This is a genomic window from Streptomyces sp. Tu 2975 (assembly GCF_009832925.1).
Lineage (GTDB): Bacteria > Actinomycetota > Actinomycetes > Streptomycetales > Streptomycetaceae > Streptomyces.
This window is the reverse complement of sequence record NZ_CP047140.1, coordinates 7,379,248-7,393,443: the sequence shown is the minus strand read 5'-3', so window position 1 is coordinate 7,393,443 and position 14,196 is coordinate 7,379,248. Positions and strand designations below refer to the sequence as shown.

The 14,196-nt window shown below is 70.7% G+C and carries 14 protein-coding genes; 7 read left to right on the top strand and 7 right to left on the bottom strand.

Going from position 1 to position 14,196, the window contains the following annotated elements; translation table 11 throughout:
- The first annotated feature begins 386 nt into the window (after window positions 1-386).
- From GLX30_RS33125 to GLX30_RS33110, 4 genes are all read left to right on the top strand, one after another.
- Entirely contained in the window at window positions 387-1,892 is a 1,506-nt protein-coding gene (locus GLX30_RS33125; RefSeq protein WP_159694592.1) for a hypothetical protein, read from the top strand.
- Window positions 1,868-3,742, top strand: coding sequence for a hypothetical protein (locus tag GLX30_RS33120; RefSeq protein ID WP_159694591.1), 1,875 nt, complete (start codon window positions 1,868-1,870; stop codon window positions 3,740-3,742). The genes GLX30_RS33125 and GLX30_RS33120 overlap by 25 nt, the downstream gene beginning before the upstream one ends.
- A gap of 11 nt (window positions 3,743-3,753) precedes the next feature.
- A complete protein-coding gene (locus GLX30_RS33115; RefSeq protein WP_159694590.1) occupies window positions 3,754-4,392 on the top strand; it encodes a hypothetical protein in 639 nt (212 codons plus the stop codon).
- A gap of 207 nt (window positions 4,393-4,599) precedes the next feature.
- Window positions 4,600-4,989 carry a VOC family protein gene (locus GLX30_RS33110; RefSeq protein ID WP_159694589.1) on the top strand — a complete coding sequence of 130 codons (390 nt, stop codon included), beginning with the start codon at window positions 4,600-4,602 and terminating at the stop codon, window positions 4,987-4,989.
- 20 nt (window positions 4,990-5,009) lie between these two features.
- On the opposite strand, the gene GLX30_RS33105 is transcribed toward GLX30_RS33110, so the two are convergent.
- Entirely contained in the window at window positions 5,010-6,287 is a 1,278-nt protein-coding gene (locus GLX30_RS33105; RefSeq protein WP_159694588.1) for a wax ester/triacylglycerol synthase domain-containing protein, read from the bottom strand.
- A gap of 467 nt (window positions 6,288-6,754) precedes the next feature.
- On the opposite strand from GLX30_RS33105, the gene GLX30_RS33100 reads away from it, so the two are divergent.
- Complete coding sequence (locus GLX30_RS33100; protein WP_159694587.1) at window positions 6,755-7,435, top strand: hypothetical protein; 681 nt, start codon at window positions 6,755-6,757, stop codon at window positions 7,433-7,435.
- A 129-nt stretch (window positions 7,436-7,564) separates the two neighbouring features.
- On the opposite strand, the gene GLX30_RS33095 is transcribed toward GLX30_RS33100, so the two are convergent.
- Complete coding sequence (locus GLX30_RS33095; RefSeq protein ID WP_159694586.1) at window positions 7,565-8,602, bottom strand: LysR family transcriptional regulator; 1,038 nt, start codon at window positions 8,600-8,602, stop codon at window positions 7,565-7,567.
- 61 nt (window positions 8,603-8,663) lie between these two features.
- Between GLX30_RS33095 and GLX30_RS33090 the strand changes: the two genes are divergently transcribed.
- A complete protein-coding gene (locus GLX30_RS33090; RefSeq protein ID WP_159694585.1) occupies window positions 8,664-9,419 on the top strand; it encodes a hypothetical protein in 756 nt (251 codons plus the stop codon).
- A gap of 101 nt (window positions 9,420-9,520) precedes the next feature.
- Here the strand turns inward: GLX30_RS33090 and GLX30_RS33085 are convergent, their stop codons facing one another.
- Entirely contained in the window at window positions 9,521-9,895 is a 375-nt protein-coding gene (locus GLX30_RS33085; protein ID WP_159694584.1) for a hypothetical protein, read from the bottom strand.
- Window positions 9,896-9,996: 101 nt separating this feature from the next.
- Between GLX30_RS33085 and sigJ the strand changes: the two genes are divergently transcribed.
- A complete protein-coding gene (gene sigJ / locus GLX30_RS33080) occupies window positions 9,997-10,905 on the top strand; it encodes an RNA polymerase sigma factor SigJ (RefSeq protein ID WP_159694583.1) in 909 nt (302 codons plus the stop codon).
- Window positions 10,906-10,947: 42 nt separating this feature from the next.
- On the opposite strand, the gene GLX30_RS33075 is transcribed toward sigJ, so the two are convergent.
- The 4 genes from GLX30_RS33075 to GLX30_RS33060 form a co-directional block, all read right to left on the bottom strand.
- Entirely contained in the window at window positions 10,948-11,145 is a 198-nt protein-coding gene (locus GLX30_RS33075; RefSeq protein ID WP_159694582.1) for a DUF1272 domain-containing protein, read from the bottom strand.
- A 408-nt stretch (window positions 11,146-11,553) separates the two neighbouring features.
- The gene (locus GLX30_RS33070; RefSeq protein ID WP_159694581.1) at window positions 11,554-12,342 is read right to left on the bottom strand and encodes an ABC transporter permease; all 789 of its coding nucleotides are present in this window, start codon (window positions 12,340-12,342) and stop codon (window positions 11,554-11,556) included.
- A complete protein-coding gene (locus GLX30_RS33065; RefSeq protein ID WP_159694580.1) occupies window positions 12,339-13,301 on the bottom strand; it encodes an ATP-binding cassette domain-containing protein in 963 nt (320 codons plus the stop codon). The genes GLX30_RS33070 and GLX30_RS33065 overlap by 4 nt, the downstream gene beginning before the upstream one ends.
- Window positions 13,302-13,328: 27 nt before the next feature.
- Window positions 13,329-13,997 carry a DUF4097 family beta strand repeat-containing protein gene (locus GLX30_RS33060; protein ID WP_159694579.1) on the bottom strand — a complete coding sequence of 223 codons (669 nt, stop codon included), beginning with the start codon at window positions 13,995-13,997 and terminating at the stop codon, window positions 13,329-13,331.
- Window positions 13,998-14,196: the final 199 nt, after the last annotated feature.

The following is a 14,196-nucleotide window of genomic DNA, read 5'->3' as shown; positions in this document are numbered from 1 at the left end:
TCGGTGTTCGTCGCCCCCCGGCTGGTGACGGCGGCCGCGGAGGGCGTGACCACCGGGAACCGCACCACCCTGGATCACTTCCCCGATCTCGTCACCTGGCCGGAAAGGGTCAAGGCCGCCAGGTTCGAGTTCGCTGCCGGGGACGGTACCTCCGCGCCCCCCGTTTCCGTCACCGAGCCGCTGGTCCCCCAAGGCCCGCCCCCGACACCGATGCGTGGACGGCTCTCTTCGGGGCGAACACCCCGCTGGAGCCCTACGTCTTCGAGGACGCGCGCCGACGGGACTTCCGCACCTACTCCGCCCGGGCAGTCGGACGAGCCACCCGGACCGTCTACGCCGAGGCGGCCAAGGCCTCGCCGGAGGCGCTGCCCGCAGCGGAGGAGACGATGCGCCCGCTGCGTGCCGCGGCAACGACGGGTGTCGAGGGCGTCGAGAGTGTCGCGGCGGCAACCGGCGGCACCGCCCCGCAGAGCGGTTCCATGGACGCGGCGATGGACGCGCTGAAGGAGTTCCACAAGGTCAGAACGGCGACCGGGATCGCCGGTGCGGACGCCTCCCCGCCGCCTCCGCAGTTGCCCGACGTCGACTTCCACCAGATGCTCACCTCACTGGGCGACCACCCCTCGCTGCTCCGGCGCCTCGGCCTGGTCCTGGACTTCGTCCTGCCCGCCGACCGGCTCCCCGCCTCCTCGGGCGAGCGGTTCCTGAGCGTCACACCGCACTGGAAGCCCGCCCTCGGGAAGGACTCGTACGACGTGTCGCCGCGCACCCGGTACGTCTTCCTTCCCGACCGCCGTGCTTTCGTCGCCGGGGCGCGCTCCCTCACGGCCGCCGATCCGCTGGCGTCCCCGTCCCGCGGCGTGGTGGCGCTGCCCGAGTCGAAGTTCTCCGTCGAGCAGGCCGACATCGACGGCGCCGCGCTCAAGATGCTGCAGCTCTCCTCGGCCGGCACGGGGCTGTCCCCCGTGCGCACGCAAGGCCTTTCGCTGGTGCGGGACGATCGCCTGGGAAGCCTTGAAGAGGAGTTCGTGAAGGCCGCCGAGCACGACCAGGGGTTCACCGGGGTGATCGCTCAGGAGCACGCCGCGGACCCCGGGGCGCCGGGCGCCGCCCCTGCGGACGGAACGCCGCCCGTGGCCGCACCGGAGCTGGTCGCCCAGGACCTCGTCCGCGGCCACCGGATGGACATCTGGGACGAGGACCGGCAGCGGTGGTTCTCGCTGCACGAGCGCGAGGTGGAGTACCGGCGGCCGGACGGCGGAACGCTCCTGCACTCGGTATCCGACGAGGGCTTCTTCCAGGCCAATCTCGCCTCCCCGCCGACCGACGCCGCTGACCCGCGCCTGTACGTGCCCGAGCAGATCGTCACCTGGGAGGGGTGGTCGCTGTCGGCTCCCCGGCCCGGTCTGGTCCTGGACATCGACGAAGGTTCGGTCGAAGATCACATACCTCCCAACAGGCCGGTGGAGGTCAGCAACAAGGCGGTAACCGCTCTGCCACTGGAGATCACGGCCAAGGTGCGGCCCGGCTCGCTGCCGAGGCTGCGCTTCGGCCACCGGTACCGGGTACGGCTGCGCACCGTCGATCTCGCGGGCAACGGCCCGGGCGTGAGCGACGCCGACACGCTGATGGACGGCGAGGACCTGGCGCTCCCCGGCGAAGGGCTGTTGGTCTTCCACCGCTACGAGGCCGTACCGGCGCCCGCCGTGGCGCTCAGGGTGCCTCCGGGGGAAGGCGCCTCCGCATTCCGGATGGTGATCCGGAGCAGCCCGGGATCCGGGCCGCCCCCGTCGGCCCCGCCGACGGCCCGGGCACCGAGGCGGGCGTCTCGCTGGCCCAGGTCCGCTTCGGCCTCACCAATGACCAGGTGCGCACCGTGCAGAAGGCCCTGATCGCCGTAGGACACAGCCTTGTCGGCGGCGCGGACGGCGTCTTCGGCGACCACACCAAGGCCGCGTACGCCGCCGAGCAGCGCGCCCAGGGCTTCACCGGCGGGGCCGCCGACGGCAACCCCGGCTGCCGGTCCCTCACGGAGCTCGGCCGCAAGGGCGGCTTCACCGTCGACTGCGGTGCCGGTCCCGGAGACGGCGGCGTTCCCCCGCCTCCGGCGGACCGGGACACGGGCACGACCGCGGAGGAGTACGCCGCGGAGTTCAACCGGTCGACGCTGGTCACGGCGGAAGGCCACGTCCCGTATCACGGGGTGGACGAACGCCATGTGGTGGCGCCGAAGGCATCGTTGCAGTGCGTCGAGTGGCACGGACTGCTGGACGCCGCCGTCGGATCCACCGACCAGGGGGTCCATGAGGCGGTCTACGAACTGGCTGCGCGGGAAAGCGGCTCGCTCGACGACCCGTCCCAGCCGAACGTGCGACTGGAAGCCGTCCGGTCACCGTCGGCGGACCCCGAGAACCCGGCGAGGACCGCACTGCACACGGGCGAGCGTGTCGAACTGCCTTACCTTCCCGACCCTCTGGCGACCGGAGCGGTCTTCCTTGACCTGCCGGGAGCGCCTCCTGGGGAGCCCTTCTCGATCCGCTGGGGCGGCGACGTCTGGCACCGGCCCGGGTCGTTGATGCTGCGGCTGGCAGAAGGGAGCTCTCCGCCCCGCTTCGACGAGGCGTCGCGGGTGCTGACGGTGTCACTCCCGAAGGGAGTCGTGGCAACCGTCAGGATGTGCTCCCTGATCGACTTCGACGAGGACATCATGGGTATGGCCTCCTGGTGCCGCGAGATCCCGCAGCCCGCGCCGCAACTGGCACCGGAGACGGAGGAGGAGGCGTCGGCGAGGCAGGCAGCGGAGGCGCAAAGAGCCGAGCACGCGATGGAGGTCGCCGCGGCCGGCCGGCACTGGATGTTCACCCCGTGGCAGGAACTGACGCTCGTTCACGCGGTTCAACAGCCGTTGCGGGCACCGGTGCTGCAACTGACGGACCTGGCGACCGTACGCGCCTCAGGGGCGACCGCCGAGCATCTCGCAGGCACCGTCGAGTTGGACGAGGCCAGTACGGACCGGATCGACGTGGTCGCGGGGTGGACCGAGGTGACGGACGCCGGTCCCACCGGCCGCGACACCCGCACGACGGCCGTCCCGGTGTTCGGCCTCCTGACGGCGGGGGTGACGCGGGACGGAGTCCCCGGCGCCGATCCCGCCGTGCTCCGGAACGGCCTCCTGACCTTCAGCACCCAGGCGGCGGAGGAGAGATCGAAGGCGAGCGGGGGAAAGGTCCCGCCCGTACCGGAGAAGCACGAGTTCGGGGACACCAAGCACCGGACGGTGCGCTACCGCCCGCTGGTCGGCAGCAGGTTCGGCGACTACTTCCCCCCGCAGTTCGCCGCGCCCGGCCACAACGCGTTGACCGTACAGGGCGAGGCGACCGAGCGCTCGGTGCCGAGCAGCGCGCCGCCCACGGCACCGCGGCTGCTGTACTGCGTACCCACCCTCGCTCTCGAGGAGGACCGTGACGCCCACGACGCCGTCGTCCACCGCCGACGCGGCGGCGGGATTCGGGTGTACCTGGGACGTCCCTGGTTCTCCTCCGGCGACGGCGAGCTGCTCGGCGTGGTTCTCGGCGAACCTCCTGGGGGCGACCCGTCATCCGCACGGGACGCCTTGGTCACCCTGATGGGCCGCGACCCCGTCCACCGTTCCGCGCCCGTCGTCGCCCCGACCCCCGACGTCTTCACCAACGCGGTGCGCCAGTCCGGGCCCCTCCCCTGGCCACGCCCGCGGGACCGCTGACCGTGACGGTCATGGGCTTCGCCCCGCAGTTCGACGAGAGCGTGGAGGGCGGCCGGTGGTTCTGTGATCTGGACCTGGACACCAAGGACGCCTGCCTGCCCTTCGTCCGGCTCGCCCTGGTCCGCTACCAGCCGGACGCCGTCCCGGGAGCGGAGATCTCGCCGGTCGTCCTCGCCGACCTCGTGCGGACCCTGCCGGACCGGGAACTGCTGGTCAGGACCGGCGAGTCGCTGGACGTCAGTGTCACCGGCCCCTCCTGGGACCCCACCGGCTCGCTGCCGCCCCGGATCACCGCCACGCTGCAGCGCCGCAACGGCGCCATCGCCGACGAGGACCTCGGCTGGATCGACCTCGAAGACACCGTCACCGAACTCACCTCGATCGACGCCGAGTCCGCCGACCGGCCCTTCTACACGGGTCAGGTCCCGGTTCCGTCCGCGCGCGGAGGGCCGCTGCGTCTGCTGGTCGTCGAGACCGAGGGCATTCGGGCCGACGGCCCCGTACCGCCCACGTCCCCGGGGCCGGTCGTCTACTGCGACACCGTCGACATCCCTTCCGGGCAGCGCACACGTGAGGGCCACCACGGCCATGAAGGGCACGGTGACCATCACGAGCGGCACTCGCACCGCGACAGGTTCCCCCACCGCTGATCACTTTGCGCACCAGCTCAGCTCAAGGTCGCCGAAGGGACCGGTCACCAAGGGATCATCCGGGCGCCCTCGGCCGGCCTCTGCTCAGTACCGCCGCTCGCTACGCACCCGATCGGCAACACCTACGCACCCGTCGGCAACACAGATGTCCTCGCGGGGATTAGCGTGGCCTTCGCCGGACCCGCTACTCGACCGGGAGGTCCTGACATGAGCAGTAAGTTCACCGAGGTCGCGATCGACTGTGCCGATCCCGACGGTCTCGCCCGCTTCTGGTGCTCGGTCCTTGACTACGAGGTCCAGGACGAAGGTGACGGAGTTGTCACCATCGGCTCCCCTGCGGCACCCGGAGCCTCGAAGCAACGTGGCCCAATACCACCGGTGTTGACATTCGCCCGCGTGCCCGAGGGCAAGACCGTCAAGAACAGGCTCCACATCGACGTCAACCCGAGCGACAGGGAGCAGGAGGAAGAGGTCCGTCGCCTGCTCGACCTGGGGGCCCGGCACGCCGACGTCGGCCAAACGGGTGACGAGAGCTGGGTCACCCTTGCCGACCCGGAGGGGAACGAGTTCTGCGTCCTTGCGAGCCGCCGCCCCTGACCCCGCCCACCGCGCGGGCGTCATCCGATCGCGGCCCGCCGCAGCTCGGCGATCGAGCCGCTGATCGCATCGGCCAGCCCGGCGATCCCGGGCAGCGCTTCGGGATCGGTGCAGATCCCCACGCCGACCGTCCCCGCGTAGGAGATCGCCGAGACACGGAGCGCGTGGCGTTGGGCCGGTTCGGCGACCGAGTACAGCCTCTCGACCGGCCGGCCGGTCACCGCGAGCGGCGAGCGCGGGCCCGGCACGTCGGAGATCGCGAGGCTGAACCCGTGCGGGCCGGAGGCGATGCGTTCGACGGCACGCTCGAGCGGTGGGCAGCGGGCGAGCGCGTGGAAGAGGTCGTAGAGCTCCTGGGCGTCGCCGGCGACCTTGCGGGCGGCGGTCCCGGCGCTGATCCGATCGAGGCGGGCCAGCGGATCGGCCTCGGCGAGCGGCAGATCCACGTTCAGGAACGAGTCGCGGTTGCCGAGTTCGGCCGGACCCTCGTCGCGGTGGTGGAGGCTGACCGGCACTTGGGCCCGCAGTCTGCCGACGCGCTCGCCGGCGCCCGCCAGCCAGGCGCGCAAGCCGCCGGAGACCGAGGCGAGCAGGACGTCGTTGACCGTGGCCCGGCCGGGTCGTGAAGCACCGATCGCCTTCAGGTCGACCAGCGGCGCGGTGGTGAAGGCGAGTTCGCGTGCCGCGCCGATCCTGCGATCGAGCGCCGAGTCCTTCGCGCGGTGTCCGAGCTCGCGCAGGAGCGTCGCCGGAAGCCGGCGCAGTTCGTGGCCGTGGGATCCGCCCGCCGCGGGAACGGCGGTCCTGGCGACTGAAGGTGACGGTGCATCACCTGACGGCTCCCACATGACGTCGTCGAGGAAGCGCAGGCAGCTGATCCCGTCGGCCATCGCATGGTGGATGCGCGCGACGATCGCCTCGCGGCCGTCGGCGAGCGGACCGAGGACGTCGAGCGCCCACAGCGGGCGGCGGTGGTCGAGGCGCTCGGCCATCAGCTCACCCGCCACCGCCCAGGCGCCCCGCTCGTCGATGCCGGCCGTGCCGTCGCGGCGGCGGACGTGGGCGGCGATGTCGAAATCGTCGTCGGTGACCCAGTGGGCGGCGGGGAGCGCCACCCGTTCACGGCCGCGTGATCCTTCCTGGAGCCTCGCGTCGACGCTTTCCCGCAGTCGATCGAGGTCGAGCGGGGCGTCGACCGGCCCGAGCATGATCATCTTCAGCGTATGCCCGGCGATCGCCGCCGACTCGAGCTCGAGGATCCGGGCGTCGTCGGCGCTGAGTCGCTTCGATCCCTCCACGCGCCGACCCTACGCCCGGGAGCGCCGATCGGCCCGGATTGTCGCGGTTTCGGGGTCGGGCCGAATGCGTGACGACCTTCGATCCCGAACCGGCGTCGCCCTGCGACGGGAGTGAACCGGTCGGCTCCGCCGACGACGCTCTCTCGGTCGGGCCAGGGCCGGGCGGTGTCCGGTAGGCGTGCCGCACGATGGTTCGGACGGTCGCAGAGGAGGAGGCGGCGGGAGAGCGGTGTTCCGCATGCTGCACCCCGGGCTGCGAGTTGCGCGGCGCGTGCCGCTCGGCCCGGCCGTCGGCGAACGCGCTGCGGCCGCTCGGCGTTCCTCCCCCGGGCCGGCTCGCAGCGGGCGCCCGACTCGGCAAGTCGTCCGTCCGGCGGGGCCTACCGGCAGGGGGCAAGGCCGGCGGGCGCGGGACCGCCCGTGCCCCGGCGGAAGACCCGCTGGTGGCGGCGTCTACGCTCTCGTCCATGCGATTCCCCATGATTGTGACCGGCGTGGCCGCTGTGGCCCTGCTCAGCTCGGGCTGCAGCTCCGCCGAAACCGCCCAGGGCGGTGGCGCGGACGATGCGTCGAAGGCTCTGCCGGTGACCATCACCGGTCCGCAGCCGGACGTTCACATGCGCGGCGGTGACGCGCTCCGGGTCACCCCGATTCCCGCGGTCGGCGCGCCCTTCCTGCAGAAGGTGGAGCACGCGCTGCGGGAGGACGCGCTCAGCATCGCCAAGGTCGCCGGTGAGACCAGCGCCAAGTGCCCGGCCGGCGTGACCCAGAAGGCCGGCGCGGTCAGCCAGTGTGTGGTGACGTACGCGGGGGCCGAGATCCCCTACGAGGTCAAGATCAGCGACAGCTACACAGCGGGCAGCAGCATCATCTCGTACACCAAGGAGCCCAAGAAGGGCCTGCTGGTCGGCAAGCTCGTCTACCAGATGATCAACGAGAACTACGGTTCCGAGTCCGGGCGGAGCGACGCGAGCAAGCTCGCCTGCGACGAACTCCCCGCCGCGAAGGCTTTCGACTTCGGAGCCGACACCGGCTACAAGTGCCAGTACTGGGGCGAGCACGCCGACAACGGCGAGCCCGGCTACAAGACGGTGCAGGTCAAGATCGGCAGCAAGGGTTACGCCTACAGTTTCGAGGAAGTCGCGTAGCACCGGCCGGAACCGGAGCTCGTCGCATACAGCCCTCCGCCCGGGGTGAGCGTCCTCATGCGCGTGCCGTTGATGCCGCGAGCGGCAACAACGGCACCAGCCCTGCCCCGTGGTCCTCGAAGAGTTCCCTCACCCCACACCGAGATCATCACCGCACGGGCAAGGCACTGACGCCCCTTCTCCAACACGGCCCGCGCTGCCCGGACGAGCCCTGGAGCCGGCCCGCAGGCAGCGGGGCACTGCGCAATCATCAGGCCGGCGGGAGGTGCTTGGTGCGGTCCTGCTGCGCGGCTGTGCGCAGCGCAGCGGTGACGGCCGTGGTCGTCGGGTTCGCGGTCCCGGTGTGACGGGTCGCGGCGAACAGGAGGCGAAGGATCGGGTGGTCCCGGATGGGCGCCGTGCGGATGCCGGGTGTGGTCGGGTCGATGGCCGTCCGGGGACGAGCGCGGTGGCGAGGCCGGCCCGGGCGAGGGTGAGCTGGGCGGCGATGTCCGCGGTGACGTAGCGGGGCGTGGGTGTGAAGCCGGCTTGCCGGCAGGCCTGCAGGACGGCCTGGCCGCAGTCCGTGGTCGGCGGCGGCACGGCGAGGGGGTGCGTGGCCAGTTCCCTCAGGGCGACGGGTCGCTCGTCGCCCTGGCCGGCCGCGGTGACGACGAGCAGCGGATCGTCGAGCAGCGGTGAGACCTCGATGCCCCGGGGTGTCACGTCGGTCAGGTGGTGGTACCGCTGCCCCAGCACGACATCGACGGTGCCGAGCGTGAGTTCCCGCAGTTGCGCCTGGTCGGTGACGAGGCAGGTCACGGTGAGCTGCGGGTGGCGCGAGCCCAGTTCGGTGAGCGCGGGGGCCACGATCCTGGCGACCGTGGACGGCAGTGCGGCGAGCGTGGCGGTGACGCCCACCGTGCCCTTGACCGCCGCGATGGCGCACTCGGCTTCCTCTACGGCGGCGAGAATCCGGCCGGCGTGTTCGAGGAGCACCTGGCCCGCCTCCGTCAGCGCCACGGTTCGCCCGTCAGGGCGCAGCAGATCGACTCCCACGTCGTGCCGCAGCGCGGACAGTTGCTGGGACACGGCACCGGCGGACAGCGCCAGGGACTGGGCGGCCGCGGCGATGGAACCGCGGGTGGCGACGGTCTTGAGCATGTGCAGACGGCGGATATCCAGCATGACTCGATAGATTACCTAAAGCATTCCGTCAGAAATGATCCCCTTGACCTGCGGAGTCGGGGTGAGCGACCTTCAGCGCATGGAAATCTTCGACTGCATCTCTGTGGTTGCCCGGCCCCTCCACGACTTCGGTGATGAGTTCATGTCCGACGAGGCGACCGCCGCCATCGGTCTGAGTGCCGGGTTCGCCCCAGGACGCGGCTTCTACTGCCGCGGACGGTTCGGTGTGCTCGGCGAGGCACCGGCCTCGGTGGTCCAAGCGGTGCAGGGCTTCCTCGGCCCTCACCTCGCCACGGCGGGCTGGCTGGCTGGACGTCCCGTGATGCCGGCGGAGGAAGCCGCCGCCTGCTACGGGCAGGCCGTCCGGACGTGGGGGCGTGCCCACATCCCCGGCGACGTCGACGTGGAGCACTTCAACCACCTTGCACAGCAACTGATCGACGCCGCCGATGCCGACGCGCTGCCTCTGTTCGCCGGCTGGCGCGCGCAACCCTGCCCCGGCGACGACCCGGTCGGCGCGGCCATGCAGCGCGTACACGTACTACGGGAACACCGGGGGGCCTGCCATCTGGCAGCGGTGCGCCTGTGTGGGCTGAGCGCCCAAGCGGCCATGGTGATCAATCTCGGTGTCGAGCAGGCCGCGCACTACGGCTGGCACGAGCCGCGTGCCGTTGCCGCGACACAGGTCCCCCTGTTGCAGCGTGCGGAGCAACTCACCGACGAGATGCAGGCGCCGCTCTACGCCGCACTGACCGACCGGCAACGTACCGAGTTCGCCCGCCTCGTCAACGCGTTGACCGCCTGCCGGGTCGCTTGACCGGCGTCGGGAACACGAAGCCCGGCCCCGTCGTCGCCCCCCGGACCCGGACGCGGACCCGTATGCCGGCCCCGGTGGGGCGCTCGCGGCCGTATCGGACCTCAGCGGCGGGCCAGCGCCAGCACACTCAGACCGAACATCAGGACACCGAGCGGGAGATGGACCGACGGGACGTGTGCGATGCCGAGCACGACCTGGACCGAGGCGAGTACGAGGAAGCCCGACGCGTGCCGAACGGGCCGGGGCGAGCCGCCTCCCGGCTTCCACGCCAGCACCGCGGCGAGCAGGTACAGCATCGACGACCCGTACATCACCCGGGCTCCGACACTGTGCAGCGTCTCTCCGTAGGACGAGGTCAGCAGCAGTCCGGCGGAGACCGCCTGAAGGAAGATGGTCACGGTTTGCAGGGCGATCGTGATCCGCAGGAAGGAGGAGCCGCGCTGTGCCTTTGCCGTCGCCGTCACCTGAGTGGCCATGCCACAGTCCCCTTTTCCGCCCTCGGGCAGTAGATCGATAAGGTCTCACCAGCCCGACGACGCGGGCCCGCGAAAGGTAAGGCGAGGGGGCGGCCGGAAGCATGGGGACTGTCGGGACCGGCACCGATGGGACAGCCGACGAGCGACGCCAACTGATCAATGTCGCCTACCGGTTGCTCGGTTCGGTGACCGAGGCCGAGGACGCCGTACAGGATGCGTACGCACGCTGGTACCGGCTGCCACGAAGCCGGCAGGAGGAGATCCTCTCCCCCGGCGCCTGGCTGACGACGGTGACCGGCCGCATCTGCCTCGACCTGCTCGGCTCGGCGCGTGCCCGTCGTGAACGCTATGTCGGCGCGTGGTTGCCCGAGCCGCTGCCCGACCGCACCGAGTGGGACCACGCCGGCGGCTCCGGCACCGCGGACCCTGCCGACCAGATCGTCCTGGACGAGTCGGTGACCATGGCCTTCCTCGTCGTCCTGGAGTCGATGACGCCCGCCGAGCGGGTGGCGTTCGTCCTGCATGACGTGTTCCGGTACCCGTTCGCCGAGATCGCCGACGTTCTCGGCCGGACCCCTGGCGCATGCAAGCAACTGGCGGCCTCCGCCCGGCGGCGGGTGAGCGGCGCCCGCGCCCCGGTGACGGCGACCGGCCGTGCCGACGTGGTGAAGCACGTCAAAGAGGCGTGGGAGACCAAGGACATCGCTGCCCTCGTCGGCCTCCTCGACCCGGCCGCCGTGATGACCGCGGACGGGGGCGGCATGGTCGGCACCGTCCTGCGCCCGGTCGAGGGCGGCGTGCGCATCGCCCAGTACATGATCGCCATCGCCGACAAGGCTCCGGGCCTCGAACTTCTGGAGCGCTCGGTCAACGGTGTGCCGGGCCTGGTGGCCCGGCGCGCCGGCGTCGTCATGACCGTAGCCTCGTTCGACGTCTCCGACGGGCGCGTCACCCGGATCTGGGCGGTCCGCAACCCGCAGAAGCTGGGGCCGTGGGTGCGGGACAGGTAGGCCTCGCTCTCCGATGCGGTGACGCCTGACGCACGTGATCGCCTATGGTGCGGCAGGGGTTGGCGTGCGGCGGGGGCGTGCCATGAGCTCGCCACCGCAGTTGGGGCAGACGTCCTGCATGGCACGGCTGCAGGAGACGCAAAATGTGCACTCGTACGAGCAGATGCGGGCGGCGGACGAGTCCGGCGGCAGCACCGTGCTTTCACATCGTTCGCAGCGGTCGCGCATCTCCAGGGCCATGGCTTTCCTGACTGTTCGGGAATCCACTGCCCAAGCGGGCACGGACGAGGTCGATTCTCCGCACAGGGATCTTGACCTGCCGGCATCGACAGGGCCAACTTCGCGCAGGATCCGGCCACCGCGACCCTCCCGACCGCATGAGGCGACGTGCCTCGGCACCAGGCTCCGGCGCAGAGACAGCCACATGAAGCTGCCGACACCTACGGTCGGGGCATCGGGAGCCGGCATCCGGTTGCTCGCCTCGGCCGTGCGGCTTCGCGAAATACGGGCGTCCCGGCCGACGACGTCTGCGACCCGCGCCCGTTGGGGCCGATGACGCGAACAGGGCGGCGTAGGCCGACGCGGTGTCGGTGTACGCCGCCCTGGGGCGGGACGAGTCGCGGGCAACTGCCCGCGCTGTCATGGCGGTTACTTCGGGTCGCGGTTGAACGATGCTGTCGACCAGAAGTAGCCGAGCACGGTCAGGGCGAGGCACCAGGCGAGGGCGAGCCATCCGTTGTGGCCGATCTCTGTGCCGAGGAGCAGGCCGCGGAGGGTTTCGATGGCCGGGGTGAAGGGCTGGTACTCGGCGATCGGCTGGAACCAGCCGGGCATCGCGTCGACCGGGACGAACGTGCTGGAGATGAGCGGCAGGAAGATGAGCGGCATGGCGTTGTTGCTGGCGGCCTCGGCGTTGGGGCTGATCAGGCCCATGCCGACGGCGATCCAGGTGAGCGCGAGGGCGAACAGGGTGAGCAGTCCGAACGCGGCGAGCCACTCCAGGGCGGTTGAGTCGGTGGAGCGGAAGCCGATGGCGACGGCGACGGCGCCGACGAGGACGACGCTCATCACGCACTGCAGCACGCTGCCGATGACGTGTCCGATGAGGACCGATCCGCGGTGGATCGCCATCGTGCGGAAGCGGGCGATGATGCCCTCATTCATGTCGGTGGAGACGGACACCGCGGTGCCGATCGTCGTGCCGCCGATGGTCATCATCAGGATGCCCGGCACGAGGTAGGCGATGTATGCGGAGCGGTCGGCACCGCCGCCGATGCCCGCGCTCATGGTGTCGCCGAAGATGTAGACGAAGAGCAGCAGCAGCATGACCGGCGTGAGCAGGAGGTTCAGCGTCAGGGACGGATAGCGTCGGGCGTGGAGGAGATTGCGGCGCAGCATCGTGTTCGTGTCGCGTGCGGCGAGGGAGAGGGTACTCATCTGACAGCCTCCTTGGGCTGGTTCGGCTGGGTGGGCACGTTGGAGCCGGTGAGGGCGAAGAACACGTCGTCGAGGTCGGGGGTGTGCACGGTCAGCTCGTCGGCCTCGATGCCGGCGGAGTGCAGCCGGTCGAGGATGGAGCGCAGTTCGCGTTGGGTGCCGTCGCTGGGGATCTGCAGCGCCAGGGCCTCCTCGTCCCGGGTGACCTCGCGCAGGGCGGAGGCGGCGCTCCGGTACGCGGACGGGTCGGAGAAGCGGATGCGGACGTGGCCACCTGGAATCAGCCGCTTGAGCTCCTCGGCAGTGCCCTCGGCGGCGATCCTGCCGTCGTTCAGTACCGCGATGCGGTCGGCGAGTTGGTCCGCCTCCTCCAGGTACTGGGTGGTGAGGAACACGGTGACGCCGCCCGTGACGAGCTCGCGGATGATCTGCCACATGTTGTGGCGACTGCGGGGGTCGAGGCCGGTGGTGGGCTCGTCGAGGAAGATGATCCGCGGGTTGCCGACGAGGGTCATGGCGATGTCGAGGCGGCGCTTCATGCCGCCCGAGTAGGTGGAGGCGGGCTTCTTCGCGGCGTCGACCAGGTCGAAGCGTTCCAGCAGTTCGGCCGCGACCCGCCGGCCCTCGCGCTTGGGCAGGTGGTGCAGGTCCGCCATGAGGAGCATGTTCTCCTCGCCGGTGATCAGGCCGTCGACGGCCGAGAACTGACCGGTGACGCCGATCTTGGCGCGGATGGCCTGGGGATCGGCGGCGAGGTCGTGGCCGCCGACACGGATCTCGCCGGCGTCCGCGGTGATCAGAGTTGAAAGGATCTTGACGGCGGTGGTCTTGCCGGCACCGTTCGGGCCGAGCAGGGAGAAGACCGTTCCTTCGGGGACGTTCAGGTCGACGCCGTCGAGTACGACCTTGTCGCCGTAGGACTTGCGCAACCCGTTCGCCGCGATGGCCGAGCTGGTCATGATGCGTGCTCCTTCAAAGACTGCGGGTCAGAGGCTGCGGGCGGTGATGTCGCCGTAGGCGGTGGTGGCGTGGATGTTCAGGCCGGCTGCACGTTCGGTGCTCCTGAGCGCGTTGTGGATCCGGCCGTAGGTGGTGCCCGCGTCCAGGGAGGCGGAGACTCCAGGGGCGGCGCCCACGGACACGTCGCCGGACTCGGTGCGCAGCACGACGGTGCCGTGCATGGCCTCGGTGATCCGGAGGTTGCCCTTCATGGTGCTGATCTCCGCTGAGCCGCCCAGGCGGCCGACCGAGATGTCACCGGCGAGGGTGCTGAGGCGGGCGCTGGTGGCCTCGTCGAGCTTGACCGAGGCCTGCGCGCCTTCGAAGGTGACGTCGCCGAGCCGGCCGACGCCCCGGAAGTCGGCGCGGGCCGCCTTGGCCTCGACCCGGGAGTCGGCGGGCAGTTGGACGGTCACCTCGACGGAACCGGAGCTGCCGAGAATCCGGTTCTTCGCCTCCGGGGCCTCGATACGCAGGACGCCGTCGCCGAACTCGACCTTGATCTGCTCCGCCGCCTTCACGTCGCGGCCGTTCGAGGCGTTCGCCGGCAGGACCTCGACAGTGGTGTCGGCCCGGTCGGCGGCGATGAACCGGATGCGTCCCGCGGGGATGTCGAGGACTGCGGAGACCGGGGCGGGGGTGTCGAACTTCTGCATCGTGCACTCCTTGAGCTCGTTGTTTCCGATGCCAGAAAGCTACGTTGCATTCACTATGACGGCAACAGTGCCGTTGCACGCTTACATTATTAGCGCAGGTCAGAGCGATACAATCGTTGCAACGGCGCTGAAGGTAACGCAACGTCAGCCATTCGGTCGTTGCAATGGATGGGCGATGAACGCTATGCTGGGACCCCAG